General features: G+C 72.3%; 26 protein-coding genes and 1 riboswitch. Of the genes, 18 read left to right on the top strand and 8 right to left on the bottom strand.

Annotated features, from left to right (window positions below):
* From E8D34_RS16660 to rpe, 5 genes are all read left to right on the top strand, one after another.
* Nucleotides 1-1,341: a transcription antitermination factor NusB gene (locus E8D34_RS16660; protein WP_206056771.1), complete on the top strand. Its 1,341-nt coding sequence runs from the start codon at nucleotides 1-3 to the stop codon at nucleotides 1,339-1,341.
* Nucleotides 1,342-1,393: 52 nt separating this feature from the next.
* Nucleotides 1,394-2,413 (top strand): LLM class flavin-dependent oxidoreductase, encoded by a 1,020-nt coding sequence (locus E8D34_RS16655; protein WP_136595782.1) that lies wholly within the window; start codon nucleotides 1,394-1,396, stop codon nucleotides 2,411-2,413.
* A gap of 65 nt (nucleotides 2,414-2,478) precedes the next feature.
* Nucleotides 2,479-3,456: a non-homologous end-joining DNA ligase gene (ligD, locus tag E8D34_RS16650; protein ID WP_136595781.1), complete on the top strand. Its 978-nt coding sequence runs from the start codon at nucleotides 2,479-2,481 to the stop codon at nucleotides 3,454-3,456.
* A gap of 42 nt (nucleotides 3,457-3,498) precedes the next feature.
* Nucleotides 3,499-3,735: a hypothetical protein gene (locus E8D34_RS16645; RefSeq protein WP_136595780.1), complete on the top strand. Its 237-nt coding sequence runs from the start codon at nucleotides 3,499-3,501 to the stop codon at nucleotides 3,733-3,735.
* 47 nt (nucleotides 3,736-3,782) lie between these two features.
* Nucleotides 3,783-4,451 (top strand): ribulose-phosphate 3-epimerase, encoded by a 669-nt coding sequence (gene rpe, locus E8D34_RS16640; RefSeq protein ID WP_136595779.1) that lies wholly within the window; start codon nucleotides 3,783-3,785, stop codon nucleotides 4,449-4,451.
* On the opposite strand, the gene E8D34_RS16635 is transcribed toward rpe, so the two are convergent.
* Nucleotides 4,441-4,932 (bottom strand): GNAT family N-acetyltransferase, encoded by a 492-nt coding sequence (locus tag E8D34_RS16635; RefSeq protein ID WP_240771418.1) that lies wholly within the window; start codon nucleotides 4,930-4,932, stop codon nucleotides 4,441-4,443. The genes rpe and E8D34_RS16635 overlap by 11 nt on opposite strands.
* A gap of 128 nt (nucleotides 4,933-5,060) precedes the next feature.
* Nucleotides 5,061-5,218, top strand: a riboswitch (FMN riboswitch).
* Nucleotides 5,219-5,303: 85 nt separating this feature from the next.
* Between E8D34_RS16635 and ribD the strand changes: the two genes are divergently transcribed.
* From ribD to E8D34_RS16600, 7 genes are all read left to right on the top strand, one after another.
* Nucleotides 5,304-6,359, top strand: a complete 1,056-nt coding sequence (ribD, locus tag E8D34_RS16630; RefSeq protein WP_240771417.1) for a bifunctional diaminohydroxyphosphoribosylaminopyrimidine deaminase/5-amino-6-(5-phosphoribosylamino)uracil reductase RibD — start codon at nucleotides 5,304-5,306, stop codon at nucleotides 6,357-6,359.
* Entirely contained in the window at nucleotides 6,359-6,991 is a 633-nt protein-coding gene (locus tag E8D34_RS16625; protein ID WP_136595778.1) for a riboflavin synthase, read from the top strand. The genes ribD and E8D34_RS16625 overlap by 1 nt, the downstream gene beginning before the upstream one ends.
* A 2-nt stretch (nucleotides 6,992-6,993) precedes the next feature.
* Nucleotides 6,994-8,283 (top strand): bifunctional 3,4-dihydroxy-2-butanone-4-phosphate synthase/GTP cyclohydrolase II, encoded by a 1,290-nt coding sequence (locus tag E8D34_RS16620; RefSeq protein WP_168929483.1) that lies wholly within the window; start codon nucleotides 6,994-6,996, stop codon nucleotides 8,281-8,283.
* 1 nt (nucleotide 8,284) lies between these two features.
* Nucleotides 8,285-8,764, top strand: coding sequence for a 6,7-dimethyl-8-ribityllumazine synthase (gene ribH, locus E8D34_RS16615; RefSeq protein ID WP_136595777.1), 480 nt, complete (start codon nucleotides 8,285-8,287; stop codon nucleotides 8,762-8,764).
* Between the two features lie 96 nt (nucleotides 8,765-8,860).
* Nucleotides 8,861-9,124, top strand: a complete 264-nt coding sequence (locus E8D34_RS16610; RefSeq protein WP_136595776.1) for a phosphoribosyl-ATP diphosphatase — start codon at nucleotides 8,861-8,863, stop codon at nucleotides 9,122-9,124.
* A 10-nt stretch (nucleotides 9,125-9,134) separates the two neighbouring features.
* Nucleotides 9,135-9,977, top strand: coding sequence for an ATP phosphoribosyltransferase (hisG, locus tag E8D34_RS16605; protein ID WP_136595775.1), 843 nt, complete (start codon nucleotides 9,135-9,137; stop codon nucleotides 9,975-9,977).
* Complete coding sequence (locus E8D34_RS16600) at nucleotides 9,961-10,419, top strand: PH domain-containing protein (protein ID WP_136595774.1); 459 nt, start codon at nucleotides 9,961-9,963, stop codon at nucleotides 10,417-10,419. The genes hisG and E8D34_RS16600 overlap by 17 nt, the downstream gene beginning before the upstream one ends.
* 115 nt (nucleotides 10,420-10,534) lie before the next feature.
* On the opposite strand, the gene E8D34_RS21410 is transcribed toward E8D34_RS16600, so the two are convergent.
* Together E8D34_RS21410 and E8D34_RS16590 are read right to left on the bottom strand one after the other, a co-directional pair.
* Nucleotides 10,535-12,052: a hypothetical protein gene (locus E8D34_RS21410; RefSeq protein ID WP_240771415.1), complete on the bottom strand. Its 1,518-nt coding sequence runs from the start codon at nucleotides 12,050-12,052 to the stop codon at nucleotides 10,535-10,537.
* On the bottom strand, nucleotides 12,036-13,241 hold the full coding sequence (locus E8D34_RS16590; protein WP_168929482.1) for an amino acid deaminase/aldolase: 1,206 nt from the start codon (nucleotides 13,239-13,241) through the stop codon (nucleotides 12,036-12,038). The genes E8D34_RS21410 and E8D34_RS16590 overlap by 17 nt, the downstream gene beginning before the upstream one ends.
* Nucleotides 13,242-13,347: 106 nt before the next feature.
* Here E8D34_RS16590 and E8D34_RS16585 point away from each other — a divergent pair, with 106 nt between their 5' ends.
* From E8D34_RS16585 to E8D34_RS16560, 6 genes are all read left to right on the top strand, one after another.
* The gene (locus E8D34_RS16585; protein WP_240771414.1) at nucleotides 13,348-13,878 is read left to right on the top strand and encodes an SseB family protein; all 531 of its coding nucleotides are present in this window, start codon (nucleotides 13,348-13,350) and stop codon (nucleotides 13,876-13,878) included.
* Nucleotides 13,879-14,188: 310 nt separating this feature from the next.
* Nucleotides 14,189-14,875 carry a translation initiation factor IF-3 gene (gene infC / locus E8D34_RS16580; RefSeq protein ID WP_240771413.1) on the top strand — a complete coding sequence of 229 codons (687 nt, stop codon included), beginning with the start codon at nucleotides 14,189-14,191 and terminating at the stop codon, nucleotides 14,873-14,875.
* Between the two features lie 69 nt (nucleotides 14,876-14,944).
* The gene (gene rpmI, locus E8D34_RS16575) at nucleotides 14,945-15,139 is read left to right on the top strand and encodes a 50S ribosomal protein L35 (RefSeq protein ID WP_136595771.1); all 195 of its coding nucleotides are present in this window, start codon (nucleotides 14,945-14,947) and stop codon (nucleotides 15,137-15,139) included.
* A 44-nt stretch (nucleotides 15,140-15,183) separates the two neighbouring features.
* Nucleotides 15,184-15,570: a 50S ribosomal protein L20 gene (gene rplT, locus E8D34_RS16570; RefSeq protein ID WP_136595770.1), complete on the top strand. Its 387-nt coding sequence runs from the start codon at nucleotides 15,184-15,186 to the stop codon at nucleotides 15,568-15,570.
* Nucleotides 15,571-15,626: 56 nt separating this feature from the next.
* A complete protein-coding gene (locus E8D34_RS16565; RefSeq protein WP_346763614.1) occupies nucleotides 15,627-16,421 on the top strand; it encodes an RNA methyltransferase in 795 nt (264 codons plus the stop codon).
* Between the two features lie 83 nt (nucleotides 16,422-16,504).
* A complete protein-coding gene (locus E8D34_RS16560; RefSeq protein WP_136595769.1) occupies nucleotides 16,505-17,530 on the top strand; it encodes a HAMP domain-containing sensor histidine kinase in 1,026 nt (341 codons plus the stop codon).
* Here the strand turns inward: E8D34_RS16560 and E8D34_RS16555 are convergent.
* From E8D34_RS16555 to E8D34_RS16535, 5 genes are read right to left on the bottom strand one after another with little or no spacing between them, the layout of a single operon-like run.
* A complete protein-coding gene (locus E8D34_RS16555) occupies nucleotides 17,493-18,710 on the bottom strand; it encodes an MFS transporter (protein ID WP_136595768.1) in 1,218 nt (405 codons plus the stop codon). The two genes, E8D34_RS16560 and E8D34_RS16555, sit on opposite strands and share 38 nt — an antisense overlap.
* Nucleotides 18,711-18,721: 11 nt before the next feature.
* A complete protein-coding gene (narI, locus tag E8D34_RS16550) occupies nucleotides 18,722-19,465 on the bottom strand; it encodes a respiratory nitrate reductase subunit gamma (RefSeq protein WP_136595767.1) in 744 nt (247 codons plus the stop codon).
* Nucleotides 19,465-20,115 carry a nitrate reductase molybdenum cofactor assembly chaperone gene (narJ, locus tag E8D34_RS16545; protein ID WP_136595766.1) on the bottom strand — a complete coding sequence of 217 codons (651 nt, stop codon included), beginning with the start codon at nucleotides 20,113-20,115 and terminating at the stop codon, nucleotides 19,465-19,467. Before narJ ends, narI begins: the two co-directional genes overlap by 1 nt.
* Nucleotides 20,112-21,767 (bottom strand): nitrate reductase subunit beta, encoded by a 1,656-nt coding sequence (gene narH / locus E8D34_RS16540; protein WP_136595765.1) that lies wholly within the window; start codon nucleotides 21,765-21,767, stop codon nucleotides 20,112-20,114. Before narH ends, narJ begins: the two co-directional genes overlap by 4 nt.
* Nucleotides 21,767-25,480 (bottom strand): nitrate reductase subunit alpha, encoded by a 3,714-nt coding sequence (locus E8D34_RS16535; RefSeq protein WP_206056770.1) that lies wholly within the window; start codon nucleotides 25,478-25,480, stop codon nucleotides 21,767-21,769. The genes narH and E8D34_RS16535 overlap by 1 nt, the downstream gene beginning before the upstream one ends.
* Nucleotides 25,481-25,563 lie beyond the last annotated feature (83 nt).

Here is a 25,563-nt window from a genome sequence, read left to right as displayed (position 1 = left end):
GTGGACCGCCCGCGGGCCGCGGCGCTGCAGGTGCTGCGCGCGGTGCGGGCCGAGGACGCCTACGCCAACCTGGTGCTGCCGGCGGTGCTCAAGGAGCACGGCCTGGACGGCCGCGACGCGGCGTTCGCCACCGAGCTCGCCTCGGGCACGATCCGGCGGCAGGGCACCTACGACGCGATCCTGGCGACCTGCATCGACCGGAGCCTGCGCAAGGTCGAGGTGGCGGTGCTCGACGTGCTGCGGCTGGGCTGCCACCAGCTGCTGGCGATGCGGGTGCCGGTGCACGCCGCGATCAGCACCAGCGTCGACCTGGTCCACAACCAGGTGGGCCCCGGGGCCGCGGGGTTCTGCAACGCGGTGCTCCGCAAGGTCGCCACCAAGGACCTCGACGACTGGCTCGCCGAGGTGGCGCCGGCGACGATGCCGCGCCTCGGCCGCGCGGCGATCGTGCACAGCCACCCGCGTTGGGTGGTCGAGCAGCTGGAGCTGGCGGCGCCGGGCGCGGACCTCGACGCGCTGCTGGCCGCCGACAACCTGCCACCGCGGGTCACCCTGGTGGCCCGCCCCGGGCTGGCCACCCGCGAGGAGCTGCCCGGCTCGCCCACGCCGTACTCGCCGTACGGCGTGGTGCTGGAGGGCGGCGGTGACCCGGCCGCCGTCCCGGCGGTCGCCGAGCGCCGCGCCGGCGTCCAGGACGAGGGCTCGCAGCTGGTGGCGCACGCGCTGGCCACGGCGCCGGTCGAGGGGCGCGACGAGGTCTGGCTGGACCTGTGCGCGGGGCCGGGCGGCAAGGCCGCGCTGCTGGCCGCGCTGGCCGCGCAACGTGGCGCCCGGCTGGTGGCCACGGAGCCGCACCTGCACCGGGCCCGCCTGGTGCAGCGCTCGCTGTCGGCCCCGGGACTGGCCGGCGGGGTGGCCGGCGTGGTGAACGCCGACGGCACCGCTCCGCCGTTGGCCGCCTGCTCGGTGGACCGGATCCTGGTGGATGCCCCCTGCTCGGGGCTCGGCGCGCTGCGCCGGCGTCCCGAGGCCCGCTGGCGCCGCTCGGCCGACGACCTGCTGGAGCTGGTGCTGCTGCAGCGCAAGCTGCTGGCCTCGGCGCTGGAGCTGCTGCGCCCGGGCGGTGTGGTGCTGTACTCGACCTGCTCGCCGGTGCGCAGCGAGACCGGCGACGTGGTCGCCTCCGTTGTCCGCAAGCGCGACGACGTGCTCCTCGAGGACGCCAGCGGCCTGGTGCCGGGGGTGACCGACGCCGCAGGGCCGTTGCCCGGCACGGTGCAGCTGTGGCCGCACCTGCACGGCACCGACGCCATGTTCCTGGCGCTGCTGCGCCGGATCTGAGCCGGTCGCGGCGCCCGGGAATGCCCACATCCGGTTGAAAGTTGGATCACCTGTGAAGAAGATCGGATTCCTCTCCTTCGGGCACTGGTCGGAGGGTCACGGGTCGGTCGCGCGGACCGCGGCCGACGTCCTGCACCAGTCGATCGACCTCGCCGTGGCGGCCGAGGAGCTGGGCGCCGACGGCGCCTACTTCCGGGTCCACCACTTCGCCGCCCAGCTGGGCAGCCCGTTCCCGCTGCTGGCGGCGGCGGGCGCCCGCACCAGCCGGATCGAGCTGGGCACCGGGGTGATCGACATGCGCTACGAGAACCCGTTGATGATGGCGGAGAACGCGGGCGCCGCCGACCTGATCGCCACCGGGCGGCTCCAGCTCGGGATCTCGCGCGGCTCCCCGGAGCAGGTGATCGACGGCTGGCGCTACTTCGGCTACCGGCCCGCCGAGGGGGAGACCGAGGCCGACATGGCCCGCCGGCACACCGAGGTGCTGCTGGAGGTGCTCAAGGGCGAGGGGTTCGCGCAGCCCAACCCGCGACCGATGTTCGCCAACCCGCCCGGGCTGCTGCGACTGGAGCCCCACTCCGAGGGGCTGCGGGAGCGGATCTGGTGGGGCGCCGCCTCTGACGCCACCGCACGGTGGGCGGCGGGGCTCGGCATGAACCTGATGAGCTCCACGCTCAAGGAGGACGAGACCGGCGAGCCGTTCCACGTCCAGCAGGCCAAGCAGATCGCCGCGTTCCGCGAGGCGTGGGCCGAGGCCGGCTGGGAGCGCGAGCCACGGGTCTCGGTGAGCCGCTCGATCTTCCCGATCGTCTCCGACCTCGACGACATGTACTTCGGCGACGGCGGCGACTCCCGCGACCAGGTCGGCGTGATCGACAACATGCGCGCCGTCTTCGGGCGTTCCTACGCCGCCGAGCCGGACGTGCTCATCGAGCAGCTCAAGGAGGACGAGGCGATCGCGGCGGCGGACACGCTGTTGCTCACCGTGCCCAACCAGCTCGGGGTGGACTACAACGCCCACGTGCTGGAGTCGCTGCTCACGCAGGTGGCGCCGGCCCTCGGCTGGCGGTGAGCCCGGCGCCGTCCCGCTCCGGCGATCGTTCCGGGCGGGTCGGCGCCACGCCCTAGGCTCGGCCCATGCCGAGCCCAGCGACCGAGGTCGTCGTCCCGCCACTCGACCCCGAGGGGGAGGAGCGGACGGTCCGGGTCTCCAACCCGGACCGGATCTACTTCCCCGAGATCGGCGCGACCAAGCTCGACCTCGTCCACTACTACCTCGCCGTCGGGCCGGGCATCGTGAACGCGCTGCGCGAGCGTCCCTGCATGCTGCACCGGTTCCCCAAGGGGCTGGCCGGCGACAAGGTGCACCAGAAGCGGCTGCCGGCGGGCGCCCCACCGTGGGTGGAGACGGTGCAGCTCTTCTTCCCCCGCTGGTCGCGCACCGCCGACGAGCTGTGCGTGACCGAGCTCGGGTCGGTGATCTGGGCCGTGCAGATGTCCACCGTCGAGTTCCACCCGTGGAACAGCCGGCGCGGCCACGTGGAGCAGCCCGACGAGTGGCGCATCGACCTCGACCCGGGCCCGCTCTCCGGCTACGACGCCGTACGGCGCACGGCGCGCGTGGTGGAGGAGGTGCTCGACGAGCTCGGTGCCGTCGGCCACCCCAAGACCAGCGGCAGCAAGGGGCTGCATGTGTACGTCCGGATCCGGCCCGACCACGACCACAAGACCGTGCGCCGCGCGGCCTGGGCGTTCGCCCGCGAGGTCGAGCGGCGCGCGCCCGACGACGTCACCACCACGTGGTGGAAGAAGAACCGCGACCCGCACCACGTCTTCGTGGACTACAACCAGAACGCTCGCGACCACACCATCGCGGCGGCGTACTCGGTGCGCGGGCTGCCCGACGCCCGGGTCTCCACCCCGATCCGCTGGGACGAGGTCGATGACGCCGACCCGCGCGACTTCACGATCCGCACCGTGCCGCGGCGCTACGGCGAGCTGGGGGACCTGCACGCCGACATCGACGAGCACGTCTTCGACATCGCGCCGCTGCTGGAGTGGGCGGATCGGGAGGAGCGGGAGGACGGGATGTCCGCCGACGACGGCGACGGCTGAGATCGCGCCCGGGGGTACTGTCTTGCCCCTACTGTGTGCGGCATGGGGACGACGGATGACGTACGGCGGTCGGCGAGGTACGCGACGGACGCCGGGATGTCGCGGATCAGGGCGCCGATGTTCTTCGGGGTCCTGCTGATGTGCGCCGGCATCGGGATCGGTCCGGGCTCCTTCGTCGGACTGGTGCTGGTGGTCCTCGGCGCGCTGCTGTCCGGGGTCGCGGTGGTGGCCTACGGCGTGGTCATCGGGTTGAGCGTGCACCGCAGCCTCGACGGCTGACGACACCGCACGACGTGGGTCGGCGGGCGCTCCCTAGACTCGTGGCCGTGGGAGACATCCAGATCACGCCATCCATCCTGAACGCCGACTTCGCCCGCCTCGGCGAGGAGGTCGCCCGGATCCCCAGCGCCGACTGGATCCACGTCGACGTGATGGACAACCACTTCGTGCCGAACCTGACCTTCGGTCCGACCATGGTCGAGGCGCTCGCCCGGTCAACCGAGACCCCGCTCGACGCGCACCTGATGATCGCCGACGTCGACCGGCACGCGGTGACGTACGCCGAGGCCGGCTGCGACTCGGTCACCTTCCACGTCGAGGCCGCCCAGGCCCCGGTCCGCCTGGCGCGGGAGATCCGCGCCGCCGGCGCCCGCGCCTCGATGGCGCTGCGGCCGGCCACCCCGGTCGAGCCCTACGAGGACATGCTTGCCGAGCTCGACATGCTGCTGCTGATGACCGTCGAGCCCGGCTTCGGCGGCCAGAAGTTCCTCGACCTGGTGCTGCCCAAGATCCGCCGCGCCCGTGCGCTGATGGCCAAGCACGGCGTCGAGACCTGGCTGCAGGTGGACGGCGGCGTCTCGCTGGAGACCATCGAGCGCTGCGCCGAGGCCGGCGCCGACGTCTTCGTCGCCGGGTCGGCCGTCTACTCCGCCGAGGACCCCGACGCGATGGTCACCGCGCTGCGCGAACGCGCCGCCGCCGCGGTCAGCGGCTGAGCCCGGCCTCGGAGTCGGCCCCGCCGTCGGCGCCGGTGTCCGCCCCGGCGGGCAGGTGCAGGTCCGCGTACGGGACGAGGTCGCCGTCCAGCAGGTACCGGTCGTGCTCGACGAAGCCGTGGCGGTGCGCGAACGCCAGCCCGGCCTCGTGGGAGACCAGCACCACCGTCTCGATGCGCTCGGCGCCGTCGGCACGGGCGCGGGCCAGCTCCGCCTGGAGGTACTCCGTGCCGTGCCCGTTGCGGCGGTACGCCGGCAGGATCCGCACGATCACGGTCGCCACCTGGTCCGGGGACCGCGGCGGCCGCAGCGTCGCGTTGCCGACCAGCGCACCGCCGGCGCGGGCCACGGTGAGCCGGTGCCGGGTGGCGCGCTCGGCGACGTCGTCGGCGGAGAGCGGATGCGTCGGGATGATCGCGTTGTGGATCGCCCGCCAGCCCTCGAGCATCGGCCCGGACGCGACCTCGATGGTGAGTGGCACGCTGGCAGTCTGCCCCAGGCCGGACCGCGATCCGGGGAGCCGTCGCTGGGCGGGACGGCACTCGGCGTCCGCTCACCGACATCGATGCGCAGCGGCCGCTCGGCGTATGTCACCATGGAGTCAAGAGCTTGCGTGCTCTGGGGTCGGTGAAACTCCGAGCCGGCGGTGACTGGTCCGAAGCATCCGCTTCGGTGCAGAAGCCCGCGACCCGTCCACAGCCAGTGGACGGTTGACCAGGTGGGATTCCTGGGCCGACGGTCAAAGTCCGGATGGGAAGTGCACGCACACGCATCGAGCGACGTGGCCCGCCACGCGCCGTGCGTCCCCTCGCCCCGGAGTCGTGAGCGCACCGACAACCGTGAGGACACGAGGTGGGCGACCAGTCCAGCGCAGAGCGCAGCGCGATGCGCCGCGCCCTCGTGCTCGCCGCGACCCCCGGCGTGCCGATGGTCGCCGACACCCGCCGTGTCGGCTGTGTCCTGCTCGACGAGGAGGGTCGCACGGTCGCCGAGGGCTACCACCGCGGCCCGGGCACCGCCCACGCGGAGGCTGACGCGCTGGCCCGGGCCGGCGACGCCGCCCGCGGCAGCACCGCCGTGGTCACCCTCGAGCCCTGCAACCACACCGGCCGCACGGGCCCCTGCGCCGAGGCCCTCATCGCCGCCGGCGTACGACGGGTCGTCTATGCCGAGGGCGACGCCAACCAGGTCGCCAGCGGCGGCGCCGCAACCCTGCGCGCGGCCGGGATCGAGGTCGAGGCCGGCCTGCTCGCCGACGAGGCCGCCGCGCTCGCGCACGTCTACGACGTGGCGCGCCGCGAGCAGCGGCCGTTCGTCACCTGGAAGTTCGCCACCACGCTGGACGGGCGCAGCGCTGCCGCGGACGGCACCAGCCGCTGGGTCTCCAGCGCGGCCGCCCGCCGCGACAGCCACCGGCTGCGCTCGTTGTGCGACACGATGCTGGTGGGCACCGGCACCGTGGTCGAGGACGACCCGCTGCTCACGGTCCGGGACGCCGAGGACCGGCCGCTGCCGGTCCAGCCGCTGCGCGCGGTGATGGGGGAGCGCGACCTCCCGTCCGGCAGCAGGGTGCTCAACGACGATGCCGAGACCGTCCACCTGCGCACCCGCGACCCCGAGAAGGCGCTCGCCGAGCTCTGGCAGCGGGGGCGCCAGCACGTCTTCCTCGAGGGCGGGCCGACCCTGGCCGCCGCCTTCCTGGCCGCCGGCCTCGTCGACGAGGTCGTGGCCTACGTCGCACCCACCCTGTTGGGGGCGGGACGGAACGCCGTCGCCGACCTCGGCATCGCCACCATCGACGACGCGCTCCGCCTGGAGCTCGTCGACGCCGTCTTGGTCGGCGAGGGCCCGGACGCCAACGTCCGCCTCCTCGCGCGGCCCGCGCGGCCCGAACGGAAGGACCACTGATGTTCACCGGAATCGTCGAGGAGCTCGGCACCGTCCGCGCGGTCGAGGACCAGGGCGACGCGGTGCGGGTCACCATCGCCGCGGACCTCACGCTGAGCGACGCCGGGCTGGGCGACTCGATCGCGGTCAACGGCGTCTGCCTGACCGTCGCCGAGCGGACCGAGGACTCCTGGACCGCCGACGTGATGGCCGAGACGCTGGCCAAGACCAGCACCGGCACGCTGGTCGCCGGCGACCGGGTCAACCTGGAGCGCGCCGTCACCGCGGAGAAGCGGCTCGGCGGCCACGTCGTCCAGGGCCATGTCGACGGCGTCGGCCGGATCCGGTCCCGGCAGCCCAGCGAGCACTGGGACCTGGTCGAGATCGAGATGCCCGCCGAGCTCTCCCGGTACCTGGTGGACAAGGGCTCGATCACCGTCGACGGCACCTCGCTGACGGTGGTGGAGGCGAAGGACGACGCCTTCACGGTCAGCCTGATCCCCGAGACGCTCGCCCGCACCACCCTCGGGTTCCGGCAGCCCGGCGACCTCGTCAACCTCGAGGTCGACGTCCTCGCCAAGCACGTCGAGAAGCTGGTCCGCGCCTACGTGGACGCGGACCGCAGCAGCACGCAGCAGCAGAAGGAGAACTGAACATGTCCGTGCGCCTGGACCCCGTCGAGCGGGCCATCGCCGACATCGCCGCCGGCAAGGCGGTCATCGTGGTCGACGACGAGGACCGCGAGAACGAGGGCGACATCATCTTCGCCGCCGCCAAGGCGACCCCCGAGCTGATGGCCTTCACGATCCGCCACTCCAGCGGCGTGATCTGCGTGCCGATGCCGGGCGAGATGCTGGACCGGCTCGAGATCCCGCTGATGACCCCGCACAACAAGGACGCCTACCGCACGGCGTACACGATCTCGGTGGACGCGCGCGACGGCGTCAGCACCGGCATCTCCGCCGCGGACCGCGCCCACACGGCGCGGGTGCTCGCGGACTCCGCCACCGAGCCGTGGGAGATCACCCGGCCCGGCCACGTCTTCCCGCTGCGCTACCGCGAGGGCGGGGTGCTGGTCCGCCGCGGCCACACCGAGGCAGCCGTCGACCTGGCGCGTGCCGCCGGCCTCACCCCGGCCGGCGTGCTCGTCGAGGTGGTCAACGAGGACGGCACGATGAAGCGTGCCACGGAGCTGCGTGAGTTCGCCGACGAGCACGACCTGGCGATGATCTCCATCGAGGACCTGGTCCGCTACCGCCGCCGCACCGAGGTGCACGTCGTCCGGGAGGCGGAGACCCGGCTGCCCACGAGCCATGGCGACTTCACCGCGTACGGCTACCGGATCACCGTCGACGACAGCGAGCACGTCGCCCTCGTCTACGGCGACACCGAGGCGCTCCGCGACGGCACCCCGGTACTGACCCGGGTGCACTCGGAGTGCCTGACCGGCGACGTCTTCGGCTCCAGCCGCTGCGACTGCGGTCCCCAGCTGGACGAGGCGATGGACCGGATCGTGCAGGAGGGCCGCGGTGTCGTGGTCTACCTGCGCGGGCACGAGGGCCGCGGCATCGGCCTGGTCGCCAAGCTGCAGGCCTACCAGCTGCAGGACGGCGGCCGCGACACCGTGGACGCCAACCTCGACCTGGGCCTGCCGGCCGACGCCCGCCACTACGGCGCGGCCACCCAGATCCTGCGCGACCTGGGCATCGGCGAGGTGCGACTGCTGACCAACAACCCGGACAAGGTCGCCGACCTGGAGGACTACGGGATCAAGGTCTCCGAGCGGATCCCGCTCACCCCGCACCCCAACGGGCACAACCTGACCTATCTGCTGACCAAGCGGGACCGGATGGGCCACGACCTGCCCCACCTGACCGACCCGGTCGGCGTCGCGGGTACGGTCCCCGGGAACGCAGCCGACTCCCCGAGCACAGGAGCGAACTGACATGGCCGGACACGGCGCCCCCGACATCGAGCCGATCGACTGCCACGACCTGCGGGTCGTGGTGATCGCCTCGAGCTGGCACACCGAGGTGATGGACGGCCTGCTGGCCGGCGCGCAGCGCGCCTTCGACGACCACAAGGTCGAGGCGCCGGTCGTGGTGCGGGTCCCCGGCACGTTCGAGCTGCCGGTCACGGCGGCGACCCTGGCGCCGTCGTACGACGTGATCGTGGCGCTCGGCGTCGTGATCCGCGGCGGCACCCCGCACTTCGAGTACGTGTGCAACGCCGCCACCGATGGCCTGACGCGGGTCTCGATCGACGCTCACGTGCCGGTCGGGTTCGGCGTGCTGACCTGCGACAACGAGCAACAGGCGCTCGACCGGGCGGGGCTCGACGGCTCGTCGGAGGACAAGGGCTACGAGGCCGCCGCGGCCGCGCTGCAGACGGCCCAGCTCCTGCGCCGGCACCGCCGCCACGTCTGATCCCCGTCCCCGGAGCGGGCGCCGGTCATCGGTCCAGGCGTCCACCGGTGGCCGCCGGCGCCCCATCGCGCGCCGGCTCTGGCTACGCTTGGGCCCGTGAAGACGTTCGAGGAGCTGTTCACCGAGTTGGTCCAGGTGTCGCGGGAGCGGCCCGACGGCTCGGGCACCGTGCGGTGGCTCGACGCCGGGGTCCATTCGATCGGCAAGAAGCTGGTCGAGGAGGCCGCCGAGTCGTGGATGGCCGCCGAGCACGAGGGCCCGGAGCGGACGGCCGAGGAGATCAGCCAGCTGCTCTACCACGCCCAGGTGCTCATGATCGCGAGCGGACTGTCGCTCGAGGACGTCTACACCCACCTCTAGGAGAGGTTCCATGCTCAGAGTCGCGATCCCGAACAAGGGCTCGCTGTCGGAGGCCGCCACCACGATGCTCCGCGAGGCGGGGTACGCGCAGCGCACCGACACCAAGCAGCTGACCACCTACGACCCCGAGAACGAGGTCGAGTTCTTCTACCTGCGCCCGCGCGACATCGCGGTCTACGTCGGCGAGGGCACGCTCGACGTCGGCATCACCGGCCGCGACCTGCTGGTCGACTCCGGCGCCAAGGCCGAGGAGGCCCTGCAGCTCGGCTTCGGGCGCTCGGCGTTCCGGTTCGCCGCCCGGCCGGGAACCGCCACCAGCGAGACCGAGCTGGTCGGCAAGCGGATCGCCACGTCGTACGACGGGATGCTCCGCGCCTACCTGGGCCGCCGCGGGATCGACGCCACGGTGGTCAAGCTCGACGGCGCCGTGGAGATCAGCATCCAGCTGGGCGTCGCCGACGTGGTCGCCGACGTCGTGGAGACCGGCAGCACCCTGCGCGCGGCCGGGCTGGAGGTCTTCGGAGAGGTGATCGCGGAGTCCGAGGGCGTGATGATCACCCGTCCCGGCGAGGACCCGCCCGGCTTCGAGGTCTTCGCCCGCCGGCTCAAGGGAGTCATGGTCGCCCGGACCTACGTGATGATGGACTACGACATCCGCGCCGAGCGGGTCGAGGAGGCCGTCGCGCTGACGCCGGGCATCGAGAGCCCGACCGTCTCCCCGTTGCATCGCGAGGGCTGGGTCGCGGTGCGCTCGATGGTCCCTCGCAAGCGAGCCCAGAAGGTGATGGACGAGCTCTTCGTGATCGGCGCGCGCGGCATCATCACCACCGACCTCCATGCCTCCCGCATCTGAGGGCGGGGCGATCGAGTTGCCGCGGACCTGGCGGCCCTTCGGGCCGCGCATCGCCGCCGTCGTCTTCGGGACGGTGCTCGTCGCAGCGTTCGTCTGGCTCTGGCTGAGCTTCGACCAGCAGACCAAGGACGCCATCAACGTGCTGGAGCGGGCGACCGTCATCGGCATCGTGCTGACCGGCGTGGCCCTGCTCTTCGCGATGGCCCGCTCGCGGGTGACCGCCGACGAGGACGGCCTGACGGTGGTCAACGGCTACCGGCGGCGCCACTTCGACTGGGCCCAGGTGGTGCTGGTGCGGATGCCGCAGGGCGCGCCGTGGCCGACGCTGGACCTCGACGACGGCAGCACGATCTCGATGCTCGGCATCCACGGCTCCGACGGCGCCCGGGCACGGACCGCGGTCCGCGAGCTCAAGGCCGTGGTCGCGCAGCAGTCAGCCTGACCCGCCGCCTCGGTTTCGAGGCTCGGCCGCAGGCGGCCTCGCGCCTCAACCAGCGGCGGGCCGCTGGTTGAGGCGCGAGTGCAGCGGGCCTCGGAGCCGAGGCCGCCGGGTCCGTTCAGAGGGCGCGGATGCCCCAGGCCGCCGCGAAGGTGGCGCCCGGCTCGATCCGCACCAGGTCCTCGCCGGAGTTGAAGGCGTCCGGGGGAGAGGTCATCGGCTCCACCGCGAGGCAGCGGCGGTCCTTCGGTGTGCCGTCGGCCGTGAAGACCTGGAGCCACGGGTGCCGGTGGTCGACCCACAGCGCGACGCCGCGGCCGTCGGCCCCGGTCAGGGTCGTCGTCGCCACGCCGGCGTCGTCGCGTTCGAGGTCGGTGAAGGCGTGGTCCAGCACCGTGTCGCCGATCGGCCGCGGCTCGCGGAAGTCGACGCCGATCTCGGCCACGTCGCTGCGGCCCGTCGGCAGCAGGCGCTCGGCGTCGCGCTCCAGGCGGGTCGCGGCGGGCAGGCCGAGCGTCCAGCCGTCGCACCCCTCGCCGTCGACCCGGAGGTAGGGGTGGTGCCCGGCGGCGTACGGCGCCGGGCGGTCGCCGCGGTTGGTGGCCGTCTGGGTGACGGTGAGACCGTCGCCGTCGAGGGCGTAGCTGATGGTCAGGTCGAGCAGCCACGGGTAGCCGCTCTGGGCGGGCAGCCGGTAGGCCATCGTGATCGCGTCGGCGGTGTGCTCGCTCGGCCTCCAGGCCGCCCAGCGGACCAGGCCGTGGGAGGCGTTGGCACGAGCGGGCTCGCTCAGCGGCAGCTGGTGGGTGCGGCCGTCGAAGTCGTACCTGCCGTCGCGGATCCGGTTGGGCCACGGCACCAGCACCTGGCCCGAGCCGGCCGTCGGCATCGCCGACTCCTCGAAGCCATCGATGAGGGCGCGGCCGTCGTGGGCCAGGCAGCGCAGCGCGGCCCCGCTCTCGGTGACCACGGCCCGGTAGCCGGCCGCCGCGATCTCGTACTGGGTGCCGGTGGGTGCGATCACAGGGGTCAGGCTAGGAGGCTGGGCCCAGGACGGGTCGCGCGGGCGCCGCGCGGTTCCGGTGTCGTACCGCAGGTCGGCGCGCTGCCGCGTGCGGTGACCGCGGTGGTGGTCGGCCTCGTCGGCCATCCAGGTGAGCCAGTGTGCGCGCATCGCCTCGCCGTCGCGGATCAGCCCGCGCTCCAGTCGTTCGCCGCGGTCGGCCTCCACCCAGACGCGCACGGTGATCAGGTCGTCGATCGGCGTCGACGCGGAGCCGACGCCCTCGAGCACCAGGAGGTCGACGGGTTCCTGGACGCGGACCTCCGCCCAGTCCGACGCGTGCCAGTCCCACCGCCGCCAGCGACCCGCCCGCCCGAGCGCCAGGGGGCGCAGCAGCGCGTCCAGCGTCCCGCCGAGGCCGGGCAGCCCGTGCCATCCCGCGAGCATCTCGTCGGTGGCGAGCACGGCCGCGTCCGGCCGCAGACGGGCGATCTCGCCGGCGAGGGTGGACTTCCCGGCGCCGGCCAGCCCGTCGAGGCAGATCAGTCGTCCCCGGCCCAGCGTCGCCGGCCGCGCGGCGGCGAGCGCCAGGACCTCGGCGGCGAGCTCGGCGGGCTCAGAAGGCGAGGCCATGCCCCCGGTAGGTGGGCGCCGCCTCGACGAGCTCCGCCCCCTGCAGCAGGTGGGCGTGGAGCCCGTGCTCGAACGGCTCGCCCGACTTCGCGTGCCGGAACCAGACCAGGTCGCCGATCCCCAGCCGCGCGGTGCCCGGTCCGGTCAGCGGAGTCTGCACCTCGCCGGCGCCCTCGAAGCCGGTCAGCTCCAGCCCGGACGGCGCCCACGGGGTCGGGGCCCGGTCGCCGCCGGTCGGGCCGGAGGCGATCAGGCCACCGCCGTGGACGGTGACCACGCCGGGGCCGGGGATCCGGGTGACCGGCAGCCCGAAGAAGGCGGCGGGGCGCGGCTCGAAGGCTCGGTAGTGGTCGAACAGCGTCGGCACCAGCAGGCCGGAGCCGGCGGTCACCTCGGTGACGACCGGGTCCGCCGCGGAGGACTCCAGGGACCCCGAGCCGCCGGCGTTGAAGAACTCCAGCGGCTCCCCGAGGCCCGCCAGCGCCTCGGCGACGGCGGCACGCCGGTCACCGAGCTGGGCGATCGAGCGCTCCTTGATCCGGCGCACGATCGCGGACCTCGCGCGCTGCGTCGGCACCGCGTCCGGGACGCCGGCGACCTGGCCCTCGTAGGTCATCAGCCCGACCAGGTGGAAGCCCTTGCGGTCGACGACCGCGCGGGCCAGTGCCACGACCGACCCGAGGTCGAAGAGGGGTGAGCGCTGGGGGCCGATCGCCCGGCCGGCCCAGCGCAGGCCGGCGTCGACGTCGATCGCGATCCGGATCGGCACCGCTGTGGAGGCCCGCAGCGCGTCGACGGCGTCGAGGTGGGCGGGGTCGTCGATCATCAGCGTGATCCGGGAGGCCGCGCGGGGCGAGGCGACCAGGCGCGCGAGCGCCGCACGATCGACGCTGGGGTAGGCGACGACCAGGTCGTCGCTGACGTCGTGCTCCTCCAGCCAGAGCGCCTCGGCCAGCGTGTAGCAGAGGACGCCTGCGAAGCCGGGGTGCTCGAGCGCCCGGGTGATCAGCGCCGGCACGCGCAGTGACTTCGAGGCGACCCGGATCGGGGTACCGGCGGCGCGGCGTGCCAGGTCGTCGGCGTTGGCGTCGAAGGCGTCGAGGTCGACCACGAAGACGGGCGTCGGCAGCGGCTCGCCGGCGGCGGCGACCGCGGTGCGGAGCCGGTCGGCGAGGCGGTTGCGCGCCACGAGGCTGGTGGGGGGGACCGAGGTTCCGCGGCCGGCGACCGCGGGGCGAGCGGGGGGACGGGCCTGGTGCACGGGGACATGGTTCCACGGATGCGATGATGTGCGGGTGAGCGAACCGCGGGGCGAGGGCCGGCAGCTGCAGGGATCGGCCTACGTGGACGACGACGGGTCGGCCGACCCGGCACTGGAGCGGGCGCTGGCGGCCTGGGGCGACAGCTCCGCGTCGTACCCGAGGGTGCTGGCCGCGCTGGCCGGCGCCCGCCTGTTGGTGCCGGTGGTGGCGGTCCTCGGCGAGGTCGAGTACGGCGAGGACGGGCTGGCGCGCGACAAGTCCAGCGACATGGCCGCGGTGCTGATGACCGGGAGCGACGGGCGAACGGCGCTGCTCTCCTTCTCCAGCACTGCGACGCTGACGGCCTGGGACCCGGAGGCGCGACCGGTACCGGTCGCGACCGCGCTGGCCGCCGCGACGGCCGTCCAGGAGGGCGCCGCTGCGCTCGTGGTCGACATCGCCGGACCGTCGCCTTTCGTGCTCGAGGGCGACGACCTGACCCGGATCGCCGCCGGCTGGCAACCGGTGCGGCTGGAGGACGGGACCTGGGGCTGGCTGGGCGCCCAGTCCGAGGAGGCCCCCTAGGGCGACGGCCGTGCCGTGGCGCCCGTCGTGGATTCGCCCGCAGCGGAACAACTCCGGTACCATCTTGGTTGACTGATGCAGTGATCCACGTGAGTGGAGCACGCATCCACAAGCGGAGTCAGCGAGATATCGACTCCCACCCGCACCGACCGCAGCAGTTCCAGGTCGTCGGGTCCGGTCCCTGGCACACAGGAGCGCGCGAAGCGTGCGCGACGAGGTGTCCCGACTGGCCTCCGCTTGAACAGCGGAGGCCTTCTCAGTTTTTCCGCCGGTGTCGCAGCCGGCGATCAGGAGCCTCCGACCGAACGAGTTGGGAGGACACATCAGCACCGAGCTGCGCATCAACGAGCGGATCCGGGTACCCGAGGTCCGGCTCGTGGGACCCAACGGCGAGACCGTCGGCATCGTCCCCACCGACCAGGCGCTCAAGCTGGCCCAGGAGGCCGACCTGGACCTGGTCGAGGTCGCGCCGATGGCGCGTCCCCCCGTCTGCAAGCTCATGGACTACGGGAAGTTCAAGTACGAGAACGCCCAGAAGGCCCGTGAAGCGCGACGGAACCAGACCAACGTCATCATCAAGGAGATGAAGCTCCGGCCGAAGATCGACGCGCACGACTACGAGACCAAGAAGGGTCACGTCGTTCGCTTCCTCAAGGCCGGCGACAAGGTCAAGATCACGATCATGTTCCGCGGCCGCGAGCAGCACCGCCCCGAGCTGGGGTTCCGGCTGCTGCAGAAGCTGGCCGAGGACGTCGCTGACCTCGGGTTCGTGGAGTCGAACCCGAAGCAGGACGGCCGCAACATGATCATGGTCCTGGGGCCGCACAAGAAGAAGGCCGAGGCGAAGGCCGAGGTGAAGGCCGCCAAGCAGGAGGCCGCCGCCGAGAAGGCTGCCGAGCAGGCCGAGGAGCGCGCCGAGCGCACCGCGGTCCAGCCCGCCGCGACGAAGAAGGCGAAGCGGGCCAACGAGGCCCTCGACCCCGACATCGACCTGTAAGAGAAACCCCCCGTGACACCGCCGGGCGCTGCTGCGCCCGGTGGTGCGCGAGACGAGAGAGTTGTAGAGATGCCGAAGAACAAGACCCACTCCGGTGCCAGCAAGCGCTTCCGCGTCACGGGCTCCGGCAAGATCCTTCGGGAGAAGGCCGGCAAGCGCCACAACCTGGAGAAGAAGGCCTCGAAGGTGACCCGGCGCATGACCGGCACCACCGAGGTTGCGAAGAACGACGTCCCCCGCGCGAAGAAGCTGCTCGGTCGCTGACGCGCCCGCACCACTTTCGGCATCAGAGTTTCGAGGAGTAGAAAATGGCACGCGTCAAGCGCGCAGTGAACGCTGCGAAGAAGCGTCGGACCACCCTGGAGCGGGCCAGCGGCTACCGCGGCCAGCGGTCGCGTCTGTACCGCAAGGCCAAGGAGCAGGTCACCCACTCGCTGGTCTACAGCTACAACGACCGCAAGAAGAACAAGGGCAACTTCCGCCGCCTGTGGATCCAGCGGATCAACGCGGCCGCCCGCGCCGAGGGCATGACCTACAACCGGTTCATCCAGGGCCTGAACCTGGCCGGTGTCGAGGTCGACCGCAAGATCCTCGCGGACCTCGCCGTCAACGAGCCCGCCGCGTTCTCCGCGCTGGTCGCCCAGGCCAAGGCCGCCCTGCCCGAGGACGTCAACGCGCCCAAGGTCTCGGCCTGAACCCCACGCCTGACCACACCGTCCTGGCCCGCTCCAACGCGCGGGTCAAGGACGCGGTGAAGCTGCACCGCCGCTCGGCCCGCGCCGAGCGGCGGTGTTTCATTGCCGACGGTCCCAAGGCCGTCGAGTCGGCGCTCGCCCACGAGGGCTGCGTGGTCGAGGTCTTCGCGACCGTCGACGCAGCGCGGCAGTACGCCGACCTGCTCGGCGGCGCACCTGACGGCACGCCCGTGAGCCTGGTCGAGGACCGGGCGATGGACGCCCTCTCCGACAGCGTCACGCCGGCCGGCGTGGTCGCGGTGTGCCGGTTCCTGGATCGCCCGCTCCCGGTCGCACTCGGCGCCGGCGTCGACGCGCTGGACGCTGGCGACCGGGACGAGCCCGAGGCGGCGCGACTGGTGGCCATCTGTGCCGACGTACGCGACCCCGGCAACGCCGGCACGGTGATCCGTTGCGCCGACGCCGCCGGCGCAGCGGGCGTGGTGCTGGCCGGTGACTCGGTCGACGCCTATAACGCCAAGACGGTGCGCGCCAGCGTCGGCAGCCTGTTCCACCTGCCCGTCGCCATCGAGCGCGACGCCGCCGCCGCGGTTGCCGCCGCCCGCGAGGCCGGCCTGGTCGTCCTCGCCGCGGACGGCGCCGGCGAGGTGGACCTCTTCGAGGCCGACGAGCTGCTGGCCCGGCCCACCGCCTGGCTGTTCGGCAACGAGGCCTGGGGCCTGCCGCCCGAGCTGGCCGAGCTGGCCGACCACCGGGTGCGGATCCCGATCCACGGCCGCGCGGAGAGCCTCAACCTGGCCACAGCGGCCGCCGTCTGCCTCTACGCCAGCGCGCGCGCCCAGCGCGCCTGAGGTCGCTGGTCCCGGTGGCCGCCTCGGTCCCGAGGCTCGCTGCGCTCGCACCTCGACCAGCGGCGGCGGCTAGCATCCCGGACATGGACGCCGCCGCACTCGACCTGCTGCCCGACGGCGTGGTGATCGCCGACCGCGCGGGTGTCCGGGCGGTCAACGCCGTCGCCGCGGCGATGCTGGGTCGGCCCGCCGACGAGCTCGTCGGGCGGTCGCTGGCCGCCGCGCTGACGCTGACCGACCAGGGCGGGCACGGCTGGGTCGAGATCCACGATCCCTTCGGCGGCCTGGCCATCCGCACGGCGGTCCCCGAGCAGCGGTGGCTGCTCGCCGACGGGACCGAGGTGCTGGTGAACGCCCGGCTGCACCGCGAGCGGCGCGGCGGCCCGGTGACCTCCGTCGGCGTCGCGCTGCGCTCCGCTCGTGGCCGGGAGCGGCTCGACCGCGAGCGCTCCGACCTGGTCGCCACGGTCGCGCACGAGCTGCGCTCGCCGTTGACCGGTGTGAAGGGGTTCGTGCACGCCCTGCTGAACCGTTGGGACAAGCTCAACGACGACCAGAAGAAGCTGATGCTCACCACGGCCAGCGTCGACGCGGACCGGTTGAGCAGGCTGATCGCCGAGCTGCTGGACGTCGCCCGGCTCGACACCGGGCGCCTCCGGCTGAACCGCCGCACGACCGACCTGGCCCAGAAGGCCGAGGGCGTCGTCGCCTCCATCGGCGTGGCCACCTCCCGCACGCTCGAGCTGACCGTCGAGGATCGGCCGCTCATCGAGGCCGACCCCGACAAGGTGATCCAGGTGATCACCAACGTCGTCGAGAACGCCGTCCGGCACGGTGAGGGCACCGTCCGCGTCCGGGTCGCGTCGTCCGAGTGCGCCACCCGGGCCGAGGTGGTGGTCACCGATGAGGGGGAGGGGATCCCCGAGCCGCTGCGCGCCCGCGCGTTCACGAAGTTCTGGACCTCCGCCACCGGCGGCGGCTCCGGGCTCGGCCTCTACATCGTCAACGGCCTGGTGCGCGCCCACGGGGGCGACGTCGTGATCGACGACGCCCCCGGAGGGGGAGCCGAGGTCAGGTTGACCTGGCCGCTGGGGCCCGCCGGCCCTTGATGCCGAACAGGGTGAAGACCAGCGCGGCCGCTGCCACGACCACCAGCAGCGACAGACCGACGGTGTAGGAGTGGTCGGCCTCGTTGTAGGTCGCGCCCATCACCAGCGGCGGGAAGAACCCGCCAAGGCCACCGCAGGCGCCGACGATGCCGGTCACCGAGCCGACCCGTTCCGGCGGCGACAGCTGGGCGACCCAGGTGAACACAGCACCGGTGCCGATGCCGAGGAAGCCGGCCATCAGTACGAACGACACGCCGGCCGGCACCTCTGTGGGCGGCTGGAAGGTGAGCACGACGGCCATCACCGCAGCGCCGGCGAAGGCGATCGCCGCCATCAGGCGCGGTCCCACGCGGTCGGCGAGCACGCCGCCGAGCGGACGGCAGACCACGGCCGCGATCGCGAAGCCCGACGTCCGGGTGCCGGCCTCGGTCAGCCCGTAGTCGTACACGTCCTTGAGGTACGTCGGCAGGTAGGTGGAGAACGCCACGAACCCGCCGAACGCGACGGCGTAGAGGAAGGACATCTGCCAGGTGACGGCCAGCTTGCTGGCGGCCACCAGCTTGGGCACGACCGGCGCGTGGTTGGGGGTCCACGCCGGCGAGTCCTCCATCGTGAACCACACGAGCACAGCGGTCAGGACCAGCGCGACCGCGATCACCACGTGGGTGGTGGTGTAGCCCCACCAGTTCACCATCCTCGGGGTGAAGAACGCCGACAGCGCCGTGCCGCCCATGCCGGCGCCGAAGACGCCGGTGGCGAACCCGCGGCGGCTCCTCTCGTACCAGGCGTTGGCGAAGGGGATGCCGACCGCGAACGTGGTGCCGGCGATGCCGAGGAAGAAGCCGAAGACCAGCAGCAGCGCGAACGACTCCATCTTGCCGGCGACGGCCACCAGCACCACGAACGGCGCCGACACGACGAGCAGGGCGGGGAACATGATCCGCCCGCCGTAGCGGTCGGTCATCGCGCCGGTGACGATCCGGCCGACCGAGCCGACGATCACCGGCACCGCGACCAGCACCGACTTCTCGGTCGAGGAGAGGCCGAGGATCTCGGTGTAGCGGACGCCGAGCGGGGCGATCATGTTCCAGGCCCAGAAGCTGATCGCGAAGGCCCACGTGGCCAGGATCAGGTTCTTCGTCTGTCCGGAGAGATCGACCTCGGTGTTCGTGGTGGACATGGGTACCTCGCTCACTGGTCGCGGTGGGTGCCGACGGGCGACCAGCCCCGGCGCGGTGCGCGCGCGCCGGTGCCGGCGGGGAGGTCCCGGCTGCGGTAGACGATGTAGGGGCGGAACAGGTAGTGCAGCGGCGCGGTGAACGCGTGCACGAGGCGGGTGAAGGGCCACAGCGTGAAGAGCAGCAGCGCCACGAGGACGTGGATGTGGAACTGGAACGGTGCCGCGGCCATCGCGTCCACGTCGGGCTGCAGGAGGAACAGCGATCGGAACCAGGGGGAGACGGTCTCCCGGTAGTCGTGGGCGTCGTGGCCGGCACCGACCGCGACCAGCGTGGTCCAGAGGCCGAGCACGATCGCGCCGACCAGCAGGACGTACATCAGCTTGTCGTTGTTCGTGGTGGCCATGAAGACCGGGCCGGTCGTCCTCCGCCGGAAGACCAGGATCACGATCCCGGCCAGCGTCGCGATGCCCGCGATGGTGCCGAAGAAGAGCGCGTTGAAGTGGTAGAGGTCCTCGTTCACCCCGACCGCCTCGGTCCACGACTTGGGGATCACCAGGCCGCCGATGTGACCGACGATCACGACCAGGATCCCGAAGTGGAAGAGCGGCGAGCCGATCCGCAGCAGCCGGGACTCGTAGAGCTGGGAGGACCGGGTGGTCCACCCGAACCGGTCGTAGCGGTAGCGCCAGATCGTCCCGGTGACCAGCACCGCGAACGCCAGGTAGGGCAGCACGCCCCAGAGCACGATGTCCATCAGATCGCCCCTTCCGCGCGCGGGACCGGGTAGGGGAGCGGCTCGAGACCGACCGTCTCGGTCGGGGGGCCGGTGCGGGCCAGCGCCATCGCGGCGGCACGGTCCCGCGGGGAGGCGCCGGGCAGCGTCGCGCAGACCGCGGTCAGCACGTCCCCGTACGGCGATCCGCGGTCGACCAGGGAGAGCCGGATCAGCTCGAGGCTGGCCCGGTACTCCTGGAGCAGGGCGCGACCTGCCTCCGGATCGGCGAGGGCGGCGTACTCCAGCACCATCGGCAGGTAGTCGGGCAGCTCGCCGTGGGTGTTCACCAGCAGCCCGGCATCGCGGTAGCGCTGCTTGAACCCGGCCAGGGTCTCCCCGCGCCGGCGCGTGTCGCCGTCGGTCCAGTAGGAGAGGTAGAGCGTGTGCTTGCTGGACAGGTCGAAGACGTCGACGTAGTCGCGGACCAGCGCGACGGGGGCCGTGGCGGCGAGGTGCTCGACGAACCGCATCAGCGCCAGGGCGGCGTCGTCACCGGGCTGTTCGGCGAGCGCACCGCGCAGCATCGGCACCCTCTCGAGCAGGGCGGCATCGGGGTAGCCCAGGCACCATGCCGCCGCCTGGTGGATGACCCTCGGATCCGAACGCCGGGACGGGCGCCGCGACCTCATGACCGGTGCTCCGGGAAGAGGCCGTCCGGAGTGCCCTGCCCGTCCCAGTTGAGCAGGTTCACCCGACCCCGCAGGCTCTCCTCCGACGTCGGCTGGTCGCTGGCCTGGCGCTGCTTGAGCGCGTGGAAGGTCTCCACCGCCACCGGTGCCGGACGTCCGCTCGCCTCGCCGAGCGGGCCGCTGTACATGCCGGGCCCCTCGTCGTAGTCGAGGGAGCAGCCGATCTCCTCCAGGTCGTGGGCCTGCTCGACGTGTGCCTTCGGGATCACGTAGCGCTCGTCGTACTTCGCGAGGGCCATCAGCCGGTACATCTCGTACAGGTCCTCGCCGCTCATCCCCACCAGGGCCGGGATCTCCGGGTCCGGGTCGCGCCCCAGCGTGATGTCGCGCAGGTAGGCGCGCATCGCGGCCAGCTTGCGCAGCACCCCGTCCACGACCGCGGTGTCGCCGGCGGTGAAGAGCTCGGCCAGGTACTCCACCGGGATCCGGAGCGCCTCGATCGCGCCGAACAGCGTGTCGACGCCCTCCGCGTCGTGGCCCTGGTCGCGCAACAGGTCGGTGACCGGCGAGAGCGGCGGGACGTACCAGACCATGGGCATCGTGCGGTACTCCGGATGCAGCGGCAGGGCCACCCGGTACTTCTTGGCCAGCGCGTAGACGGGTGAACGCCGGGCGGCGTCCAGCCAGTCCTCGGGGATCCCCTGTTCCCGCGCCGCGGCGAGGACCGCCGGGTCCTCGGGGTCGAGCAGCAGGTCCATCTGGGCCTCGTAGAGGTCCCGGTCGTCGGGCACGGACGCGGCCGTGGTGACCGCGTCGGCGTCGTAGAGGAACAGACCCAGGTAGCGGAGGCGGCCCACGCAGGTCTCGGAGCAGACCGTCGGCAGACCCACCTCGACGCGGGGGTAGCAGAAGGTGCACTTCTCGGCCTTGCCCGACTTGTGGTTGAAGTAGATCTTCTTGTACGGGCAGCCGGTGATGCACTGGCGCCACCCGCGGCACCTGTCCTGGTCCACGAGCACGATCCCGTCCTCCGAGCGCTTGTAGATCGCACCGGAGGGGCAGGAGGCCATGCACGCGGGGTTGAGGCAGTGCTCGCAGATCCGCGGCAGGTAGAACATGAACGTCTTCTCGAACTCGAACTTGATCCTCTCGTTCGACTCCGCCCGGAGCTTCTGCACGATCGGGTCGTTCGGCCCGTGCTCGGTGGCGCCGCCGAGGTTGTCGTCCCAGTTGGCCGACCAGGTGACCTTCGTGTCCTCGCCGGTGATCAGGGACTTGGGCCGGGCCACCGGGAAGTCGTCGCCGAGCGGTGCGTCGATGAGCGTCGCGTAGTCGTAGGTCCACGGTTCGTAGTAGTCGGCGAGCTCGGGCTGGACCGGGGAGGAGAAGATGGTCAGCAGCTTCCTCAGCCGGCCGCCGGCCTTGAGCCGCAGCCGGCCGGACTTGTCGACCTCCCAGCCGCCGCGCCACCTCTCCTGGTCCTCGTGCCGGCGCGGGTAGCCCAGCCCGGGCCGGGTCTCGACGTTGTTGAACCAGACGTACTCGGTGCCCGCACGGTTGGTCCACGCCTGCTTGCAGGTCACCGAGCAGGTGTGGCACCCGATGCACTTGTCGAGGTTCATCACCATGCCCATCTGGGCCATGACTCTCATCAGTACGTCACCTCCTGCGAGCGGCGCCGGATGGTGGCGACGACGTCGCGCTGGTTGCCGGTGGGACCGAGGTAGTTGAACGCGTAGGAGAGCTGCGCGTACCCGCCGATCAGGTGGGTGGGCTTGACCAGCACCCGCGTCACGCTGTTGTGGATGCCACCGCGCCGGCCGGTGGCCTCCGACTTCGGCACGTCGATGGTCCGCTCCTGCGCATGGTGGACGAAGGTGACGCCGGCCGGGATCCGGTGGCTGACGATGGCCCGGGCGACGAAGACGCCGTTGGCGCTGGTGCACTCGATCCAGTCGTTGTCCTCGACCGAGATCGCCGCCGCATCGGCGGGGCTGAGCCAGGCGGAGGTGCCGCCGCGGGAGAGCGAGAGCATGAACAGGTTGTCCTGGTACTCGCTGTGGATCGACCACTTCGAGTGCGGCGTCAGGTAGCGCACCGTGATCTCGCTCGACCCGTCGGCGCCGAGCCGTGGCTCCCCGAAGAGGCGGTTCATGTCGAGGGGTGGTCGGTAGATCGGCAGCGCCTCGCCGAGGTCGCGCATCCAGTCGTGGTCGAGGAAGAAGTGCATCCGACCGGTCAGGGTGTGGAACGGCTTCTGGCGCTCGATGTTGACGGTGAACGGCGCGTAGCGGCGTCCGCCGGTCTCCGAGCCCGACCACTCCGGCGAGGTGATCACGGGGACCGGCGCGGCCTGGGTCTGGGCGAAGGTGATCCGCTTCTCCTCCGAGCCCTCGGCCAGGTCGGCGAGGGGCTTGCCGACCCGCCGCTCCAGGGTCCGGAAACCCTGGGTGGCGAGCTCGCCGTTGGTGGTGCCCGACAGGGTCAGGATCGCCTCGGCCAGCTTCGCGTCGGTGTCGATCGCGGGGCGACCGACACCCGCCCCGGAGTCCATCACCCCGCCGGACGCCGCCAGCGTGCGCAGCGCCTCGGTCAGGTCGAAGGTGACGTTCTTGACCCCGAAGCCGAGCCGGTCGGCCAGCGGACCGATGGTCGCCAGCTTGTCGGCGATCGCGGTGTAGTCCCGCTCGACCACCTGCAGCACCGGCATGGTCCTCCCGGGGATCGGCTCGACGTCGCCGCGCTTCCAGTCCAGCACCACGCCGCCGGGCTGGGCGGTCTCCCCGGCGGTGTCGTGCTGCATCGGCACCGCCACCACGTCCTTGCGGACACCCAGGTGGTCGCGCGCCAGCTCGGCGATCCGCCGGGCGAAGAGGTGGAACATCTCGAAGTCGGTGCGCGCCTCCCACGGCGGGTCGATGGCGGGCGTGAACGCGTGCACGAACGGGTGCATGTCGGTCGAGGAGAGGTCGTGCTTCTCGTACCAGGTCGCCGCGGGCAGCACGATGTCGGAGAGCAGCGTGGTCGAGGTCATCCGGAAGTCGGCGGAGACCAGCAGGTCCAGCTTCCCCTCCGGCGCCTCCTCCCGCCACGTCACGTCGCGGGGCCGCACGTCGGGCCCGCCCTCGGTGGCCATCACGTTGGAGTGCGTGCCGAGCAGGTGCTTGAGGAAGTACTCGTTGCCCTTGGCGGAGGAGCCGAAGAGGTTGGAGCGCCACAGCGTGAGGGTGCGCGGCCAGTTCTCGGGGGCGTCGACGTCCTCGATGGCGAACTTCAGCGAGCCGTCCTTGAGCCGGGCCACGACGTACTCGTTGACGTCGGCCACCTCGCCGGCCTCGACCGCGGCGCTCGCCTCGTCGGCCAGGTCGAGCGGGTTGCGGTCGAACTGCGGGTAGAACGGCATCCAGCCCAGCCGGTTGGACTGCGCGATCGTGTCGGCGGTGTGCATCCCGGCGAGGTGGCCCTCGGCCAGCGGGGAGGCCAGGGCGTCGGCCCGGTAGCCGTCGGTGCGCCACTGGTCGGTGTGCATGTACCAGTACGCCGTGCCGATCATCGTGCGCGGCGGGCGGCTCCAGTCCAGGTTGTTGGCCAGCGAGATCCAGCCGGTGATCGGACGGCACTTCTCCTGCCCGACGTAGTGCGCCCAGCCGCCGCCGTTGCGCCCCATGCTTCCGGTCAGCAGCAGCAGGGACAGGATCGATCGGTACGTCGCGTCCGCGTGGAACCACTGACAGACGCCGGCGCCGAGGATGATCATCGAGCGCCCGCCGGAGTCCTGCGCGTTCTGGGCGAGCTCGCGGGCGATCCGGATGCATTGCTCGGCCGGCACCGAGGTGACCTCCGCCTGCCACGCCGGCGTGTACGGCGCGGTGGCGTCGTCGTACCCCGTGGGCCACGCGCCGGGGAGGTCGGGCCGGGCGACGCCGTGCTGGGCCAGCATCAGGTCGAAGACCGTGGTCACCAGCTGGCCGGCGATCCGGGTGACCGGGACGCCGCGGCGCAGCACCTCGCCCTCGCCGGTCGCCCCGGCGTAGGAGGGCAGCAGCACCTCGGCCGACTCGGGGTCGACCTTGGCGTCGCGCAGCGACAGGGCCGGCACGGTGCCGTCGAGGTCGAGGTTCCAGCGACCCTCGCCGGAGTCGGCGTACCGGAACCCCATCGAGCCGTTCGGCACCACCGGCTCGCCGGTGGCGGCGTCGACGAGGACCGTCTTCCAGGCCGCCTCGGGCGCCTCGTCGCCGAGGTCGCGGGCGGTGAGGAACTTGCCGGGCACCAGCCCGCCGTGCTCGGCGTTCTCGGTGAGGGTGACCAGGAACGGCAGGTCGGTGTACTGGCGTACGTACTCCACGAAGAACGGCACCCGACGCTCCACGTAGCACTCGGTCAGGATCACGTGCGTCATCGCCATCGCCAGCGCGGCGTCGGTCCCCGCCTGCGCCGGCACCCACTCGTCGGCGAACTTCGTGTTGTCGGCGTAGTCCGGGCTGACCGTGACCACCTTGGTGCCGCGGTAGCGGACCTCGGCCATCCAGTGCGCGTCGGGCGTGCGGGTCACCGGGACGTTCGAGCCCCACATCATCAGGTAGGTCGCGTCCCACCAGTCCCCGGACTCCGGCACGTCCGTCTGGTCGCCGAAGACCTGCGGGCTGGCCACCGGCAGGTCGGCGTACCAGTCGTAGAAGGAGGTCATCGCGCCGCCGAGCAGGTGGGTGTAGCGCGCGCCGACCGCGTGGGAGACCATCGACATCGCCGGGATCGGGCTGAAGGTGGCGATCCGGTCCGGTCCGTGGGCCTTGATCGTGTGCACCTGCGCCGCGGCGACCATCTCCACCGCCTCGGCCCAGCTGAGCCGCGCCAGCCCGCCCTTGCCGCGGGCCTGCTGGTAGCGGCGGCGGCGCTCCGGGTCGGCCTGGATGTCGGCCCATGCCAGCACGGGGTCGCCGAGGCGCTCCTTGGCCTCCCGGTACATCTCCAGCAGCACGCCGCGGGCGTAGGGGTAGCGGACCCGGGTGGGGGAGTAGGTGTACCAGGAGAACGCCGCGCCGCGCGGGCAGCCGCGGGGCTCGTACTCCGGGCGGTCCGGCCCGACCGAGGGGTAGTCGGTCTGCTGGGTCTCCCAGGTGATCACGCCGTCCTTGACGTAGACCTTCCACGAGCAGGAGCCGGTGCAGTTCACCCCGTGGGTGGAGCGCACCACCTTGTCGTGGCTCCACCGGTCCCGGTAGAAGACGTCGCCGGCGCGGCCGCCCTCCCGGAAGACCGCGCGGCCATCGTCGGACTCGTCCCAGCGGGTGAAGAAGCGACCTGCGCGAAGCAGGAGGTTCGACGCCGGTCCGTCCGTTCCTGCTCCCGAGAGCTGTGCCACGACGCCCGTCCCTTCCCGCCGGGAGGTCGTGGGGGAACCGCCCAGCCGGCCCGAAATGTGACTTGCGCAACATCTGGCACTCT

This window comes from Nocardioides sp. GY 10113 (genome assembly GCF_004919105.1).
GTDB lineage: Bacteria > Actinomycetota > Actinomycetes > Propionibacteriales > Nocardioidaceae > Nocardioides.
Note: the sequence above shows the minus strand (reverse complement) of the source record. Positions and strands in the feature narration are given on the sequence as shown.

What these genes read in the sequence shown, in the direction of transcription:
- ligD (WP_136595781.1), top strand. Translation starts at nt 2,479, where the DNA reads ATGCCGAGCCCAGCGACCGAGGTCGTCGTCCCGCCACTCGACCCCGAG.
- E8D34_RS16645 (WP_136595780.1), top strand. Translation starts at nt 3,499, where the DNA reads ATGGGGACGACGGATGACGTACGGCGGTCGGCGAGGTACGCGACGGAC.
- E8D34_RS16625 (WP_136595778.1), top strand. Translation starts at nt 6,359, where the DNA reads ATGTTCACCGGAATCGTCGAGGAGCTCGGCACCGTCCGCGCGGTCGAG.
- E8D34_RS16620 (WP_168929483.1), top strand. Translation starts at nt 6,994, where the DNA reads ATGTCCGTGCGCCTGGACCCCGTCGAGCGGGCCATCGCCGACATCGCC.
- ribH (WP_136595777.1), top strand. Translation starts at nt 8,285, where the DNA reads ATGGCCGGACACGGCGCCCCCGACATCGAGCCGATCGACTGCCACGAC.
- hisG (WP_136595775.1), top strand. Translation starts at nt 9,135, where the DNA reads ATGCTCAGAGTCGCGATCCCGAACAAGGGCTCGCTGTCGGAGGCCGCC.
- E8D34_RS16600 (WP_136595774.1), top strand. Translation starts at nt 9,961, where the DNA reads ATGCCTCCCGCATCTGAGGGCGGGGCGATCGAGTTGCCGCGGACCTGG.
- E8D34_RS21410 (WP_240771415.1), bottom strand. Translation starts at nt 12,052, where the DNA reads ATGGCCTCGCCTTCTGAGCCCGCCGAGCTCGCCGCCGAGGTCCTGGCG.
- rpmI (WP_136595771.1), top strand. Translation starts at nt 14,945, where the DNA reads ATGCCGAAGAACAAGACCCACTCCGGTGCCAGCAAGCGCTTCCGCGTC.
- rplT (WP_136595770.1), top strand. Translation starts at nt 15,184, where the DNA reads ATGGCACGCGTCAAGCGCGCAGTGAACGCTGCGAAGAAGCGTCGGACC.
- E8D34_RS16560 (WP_136595769.1), top strand. Translation starts at nt 16,505, where the DNA reads ATGGACGCCGCCGCACTCGACCTGCTGCCCGACGGCGTGGTGATCGCC.
- E8D34_RS16555 (WP_136595768.1), bottom strand. Translation starts at nt 18,710, where the DNA reads ATGTCCACCACGAACACCGAGGTCGATCTCTCCGGACAGACGAAGAAC.
- narI (WP_136595767.1), bottom strand. Translation starts at nt 19,465, where the DNA reads ATGGACATCGTGCTCTGGGGCGTGCTGCCCTACCTGGCGTTCGCGGTG.
- narJ (WP_136595766.1), bottom strand. Translation starts at nt 20,115, where the DNA reads ATGAGGTCGCGGCGCCCGTCCCGGCGTTCGGATCCGAGGGTCATCCAC.
- narH (WP_136595765.1), bottom strand. Translation starts at nt 21,767, where the DNA reads ATGAGAGTCATGGCCCAGATGGGCATGGTGATGAACCTCGACAAGTGC.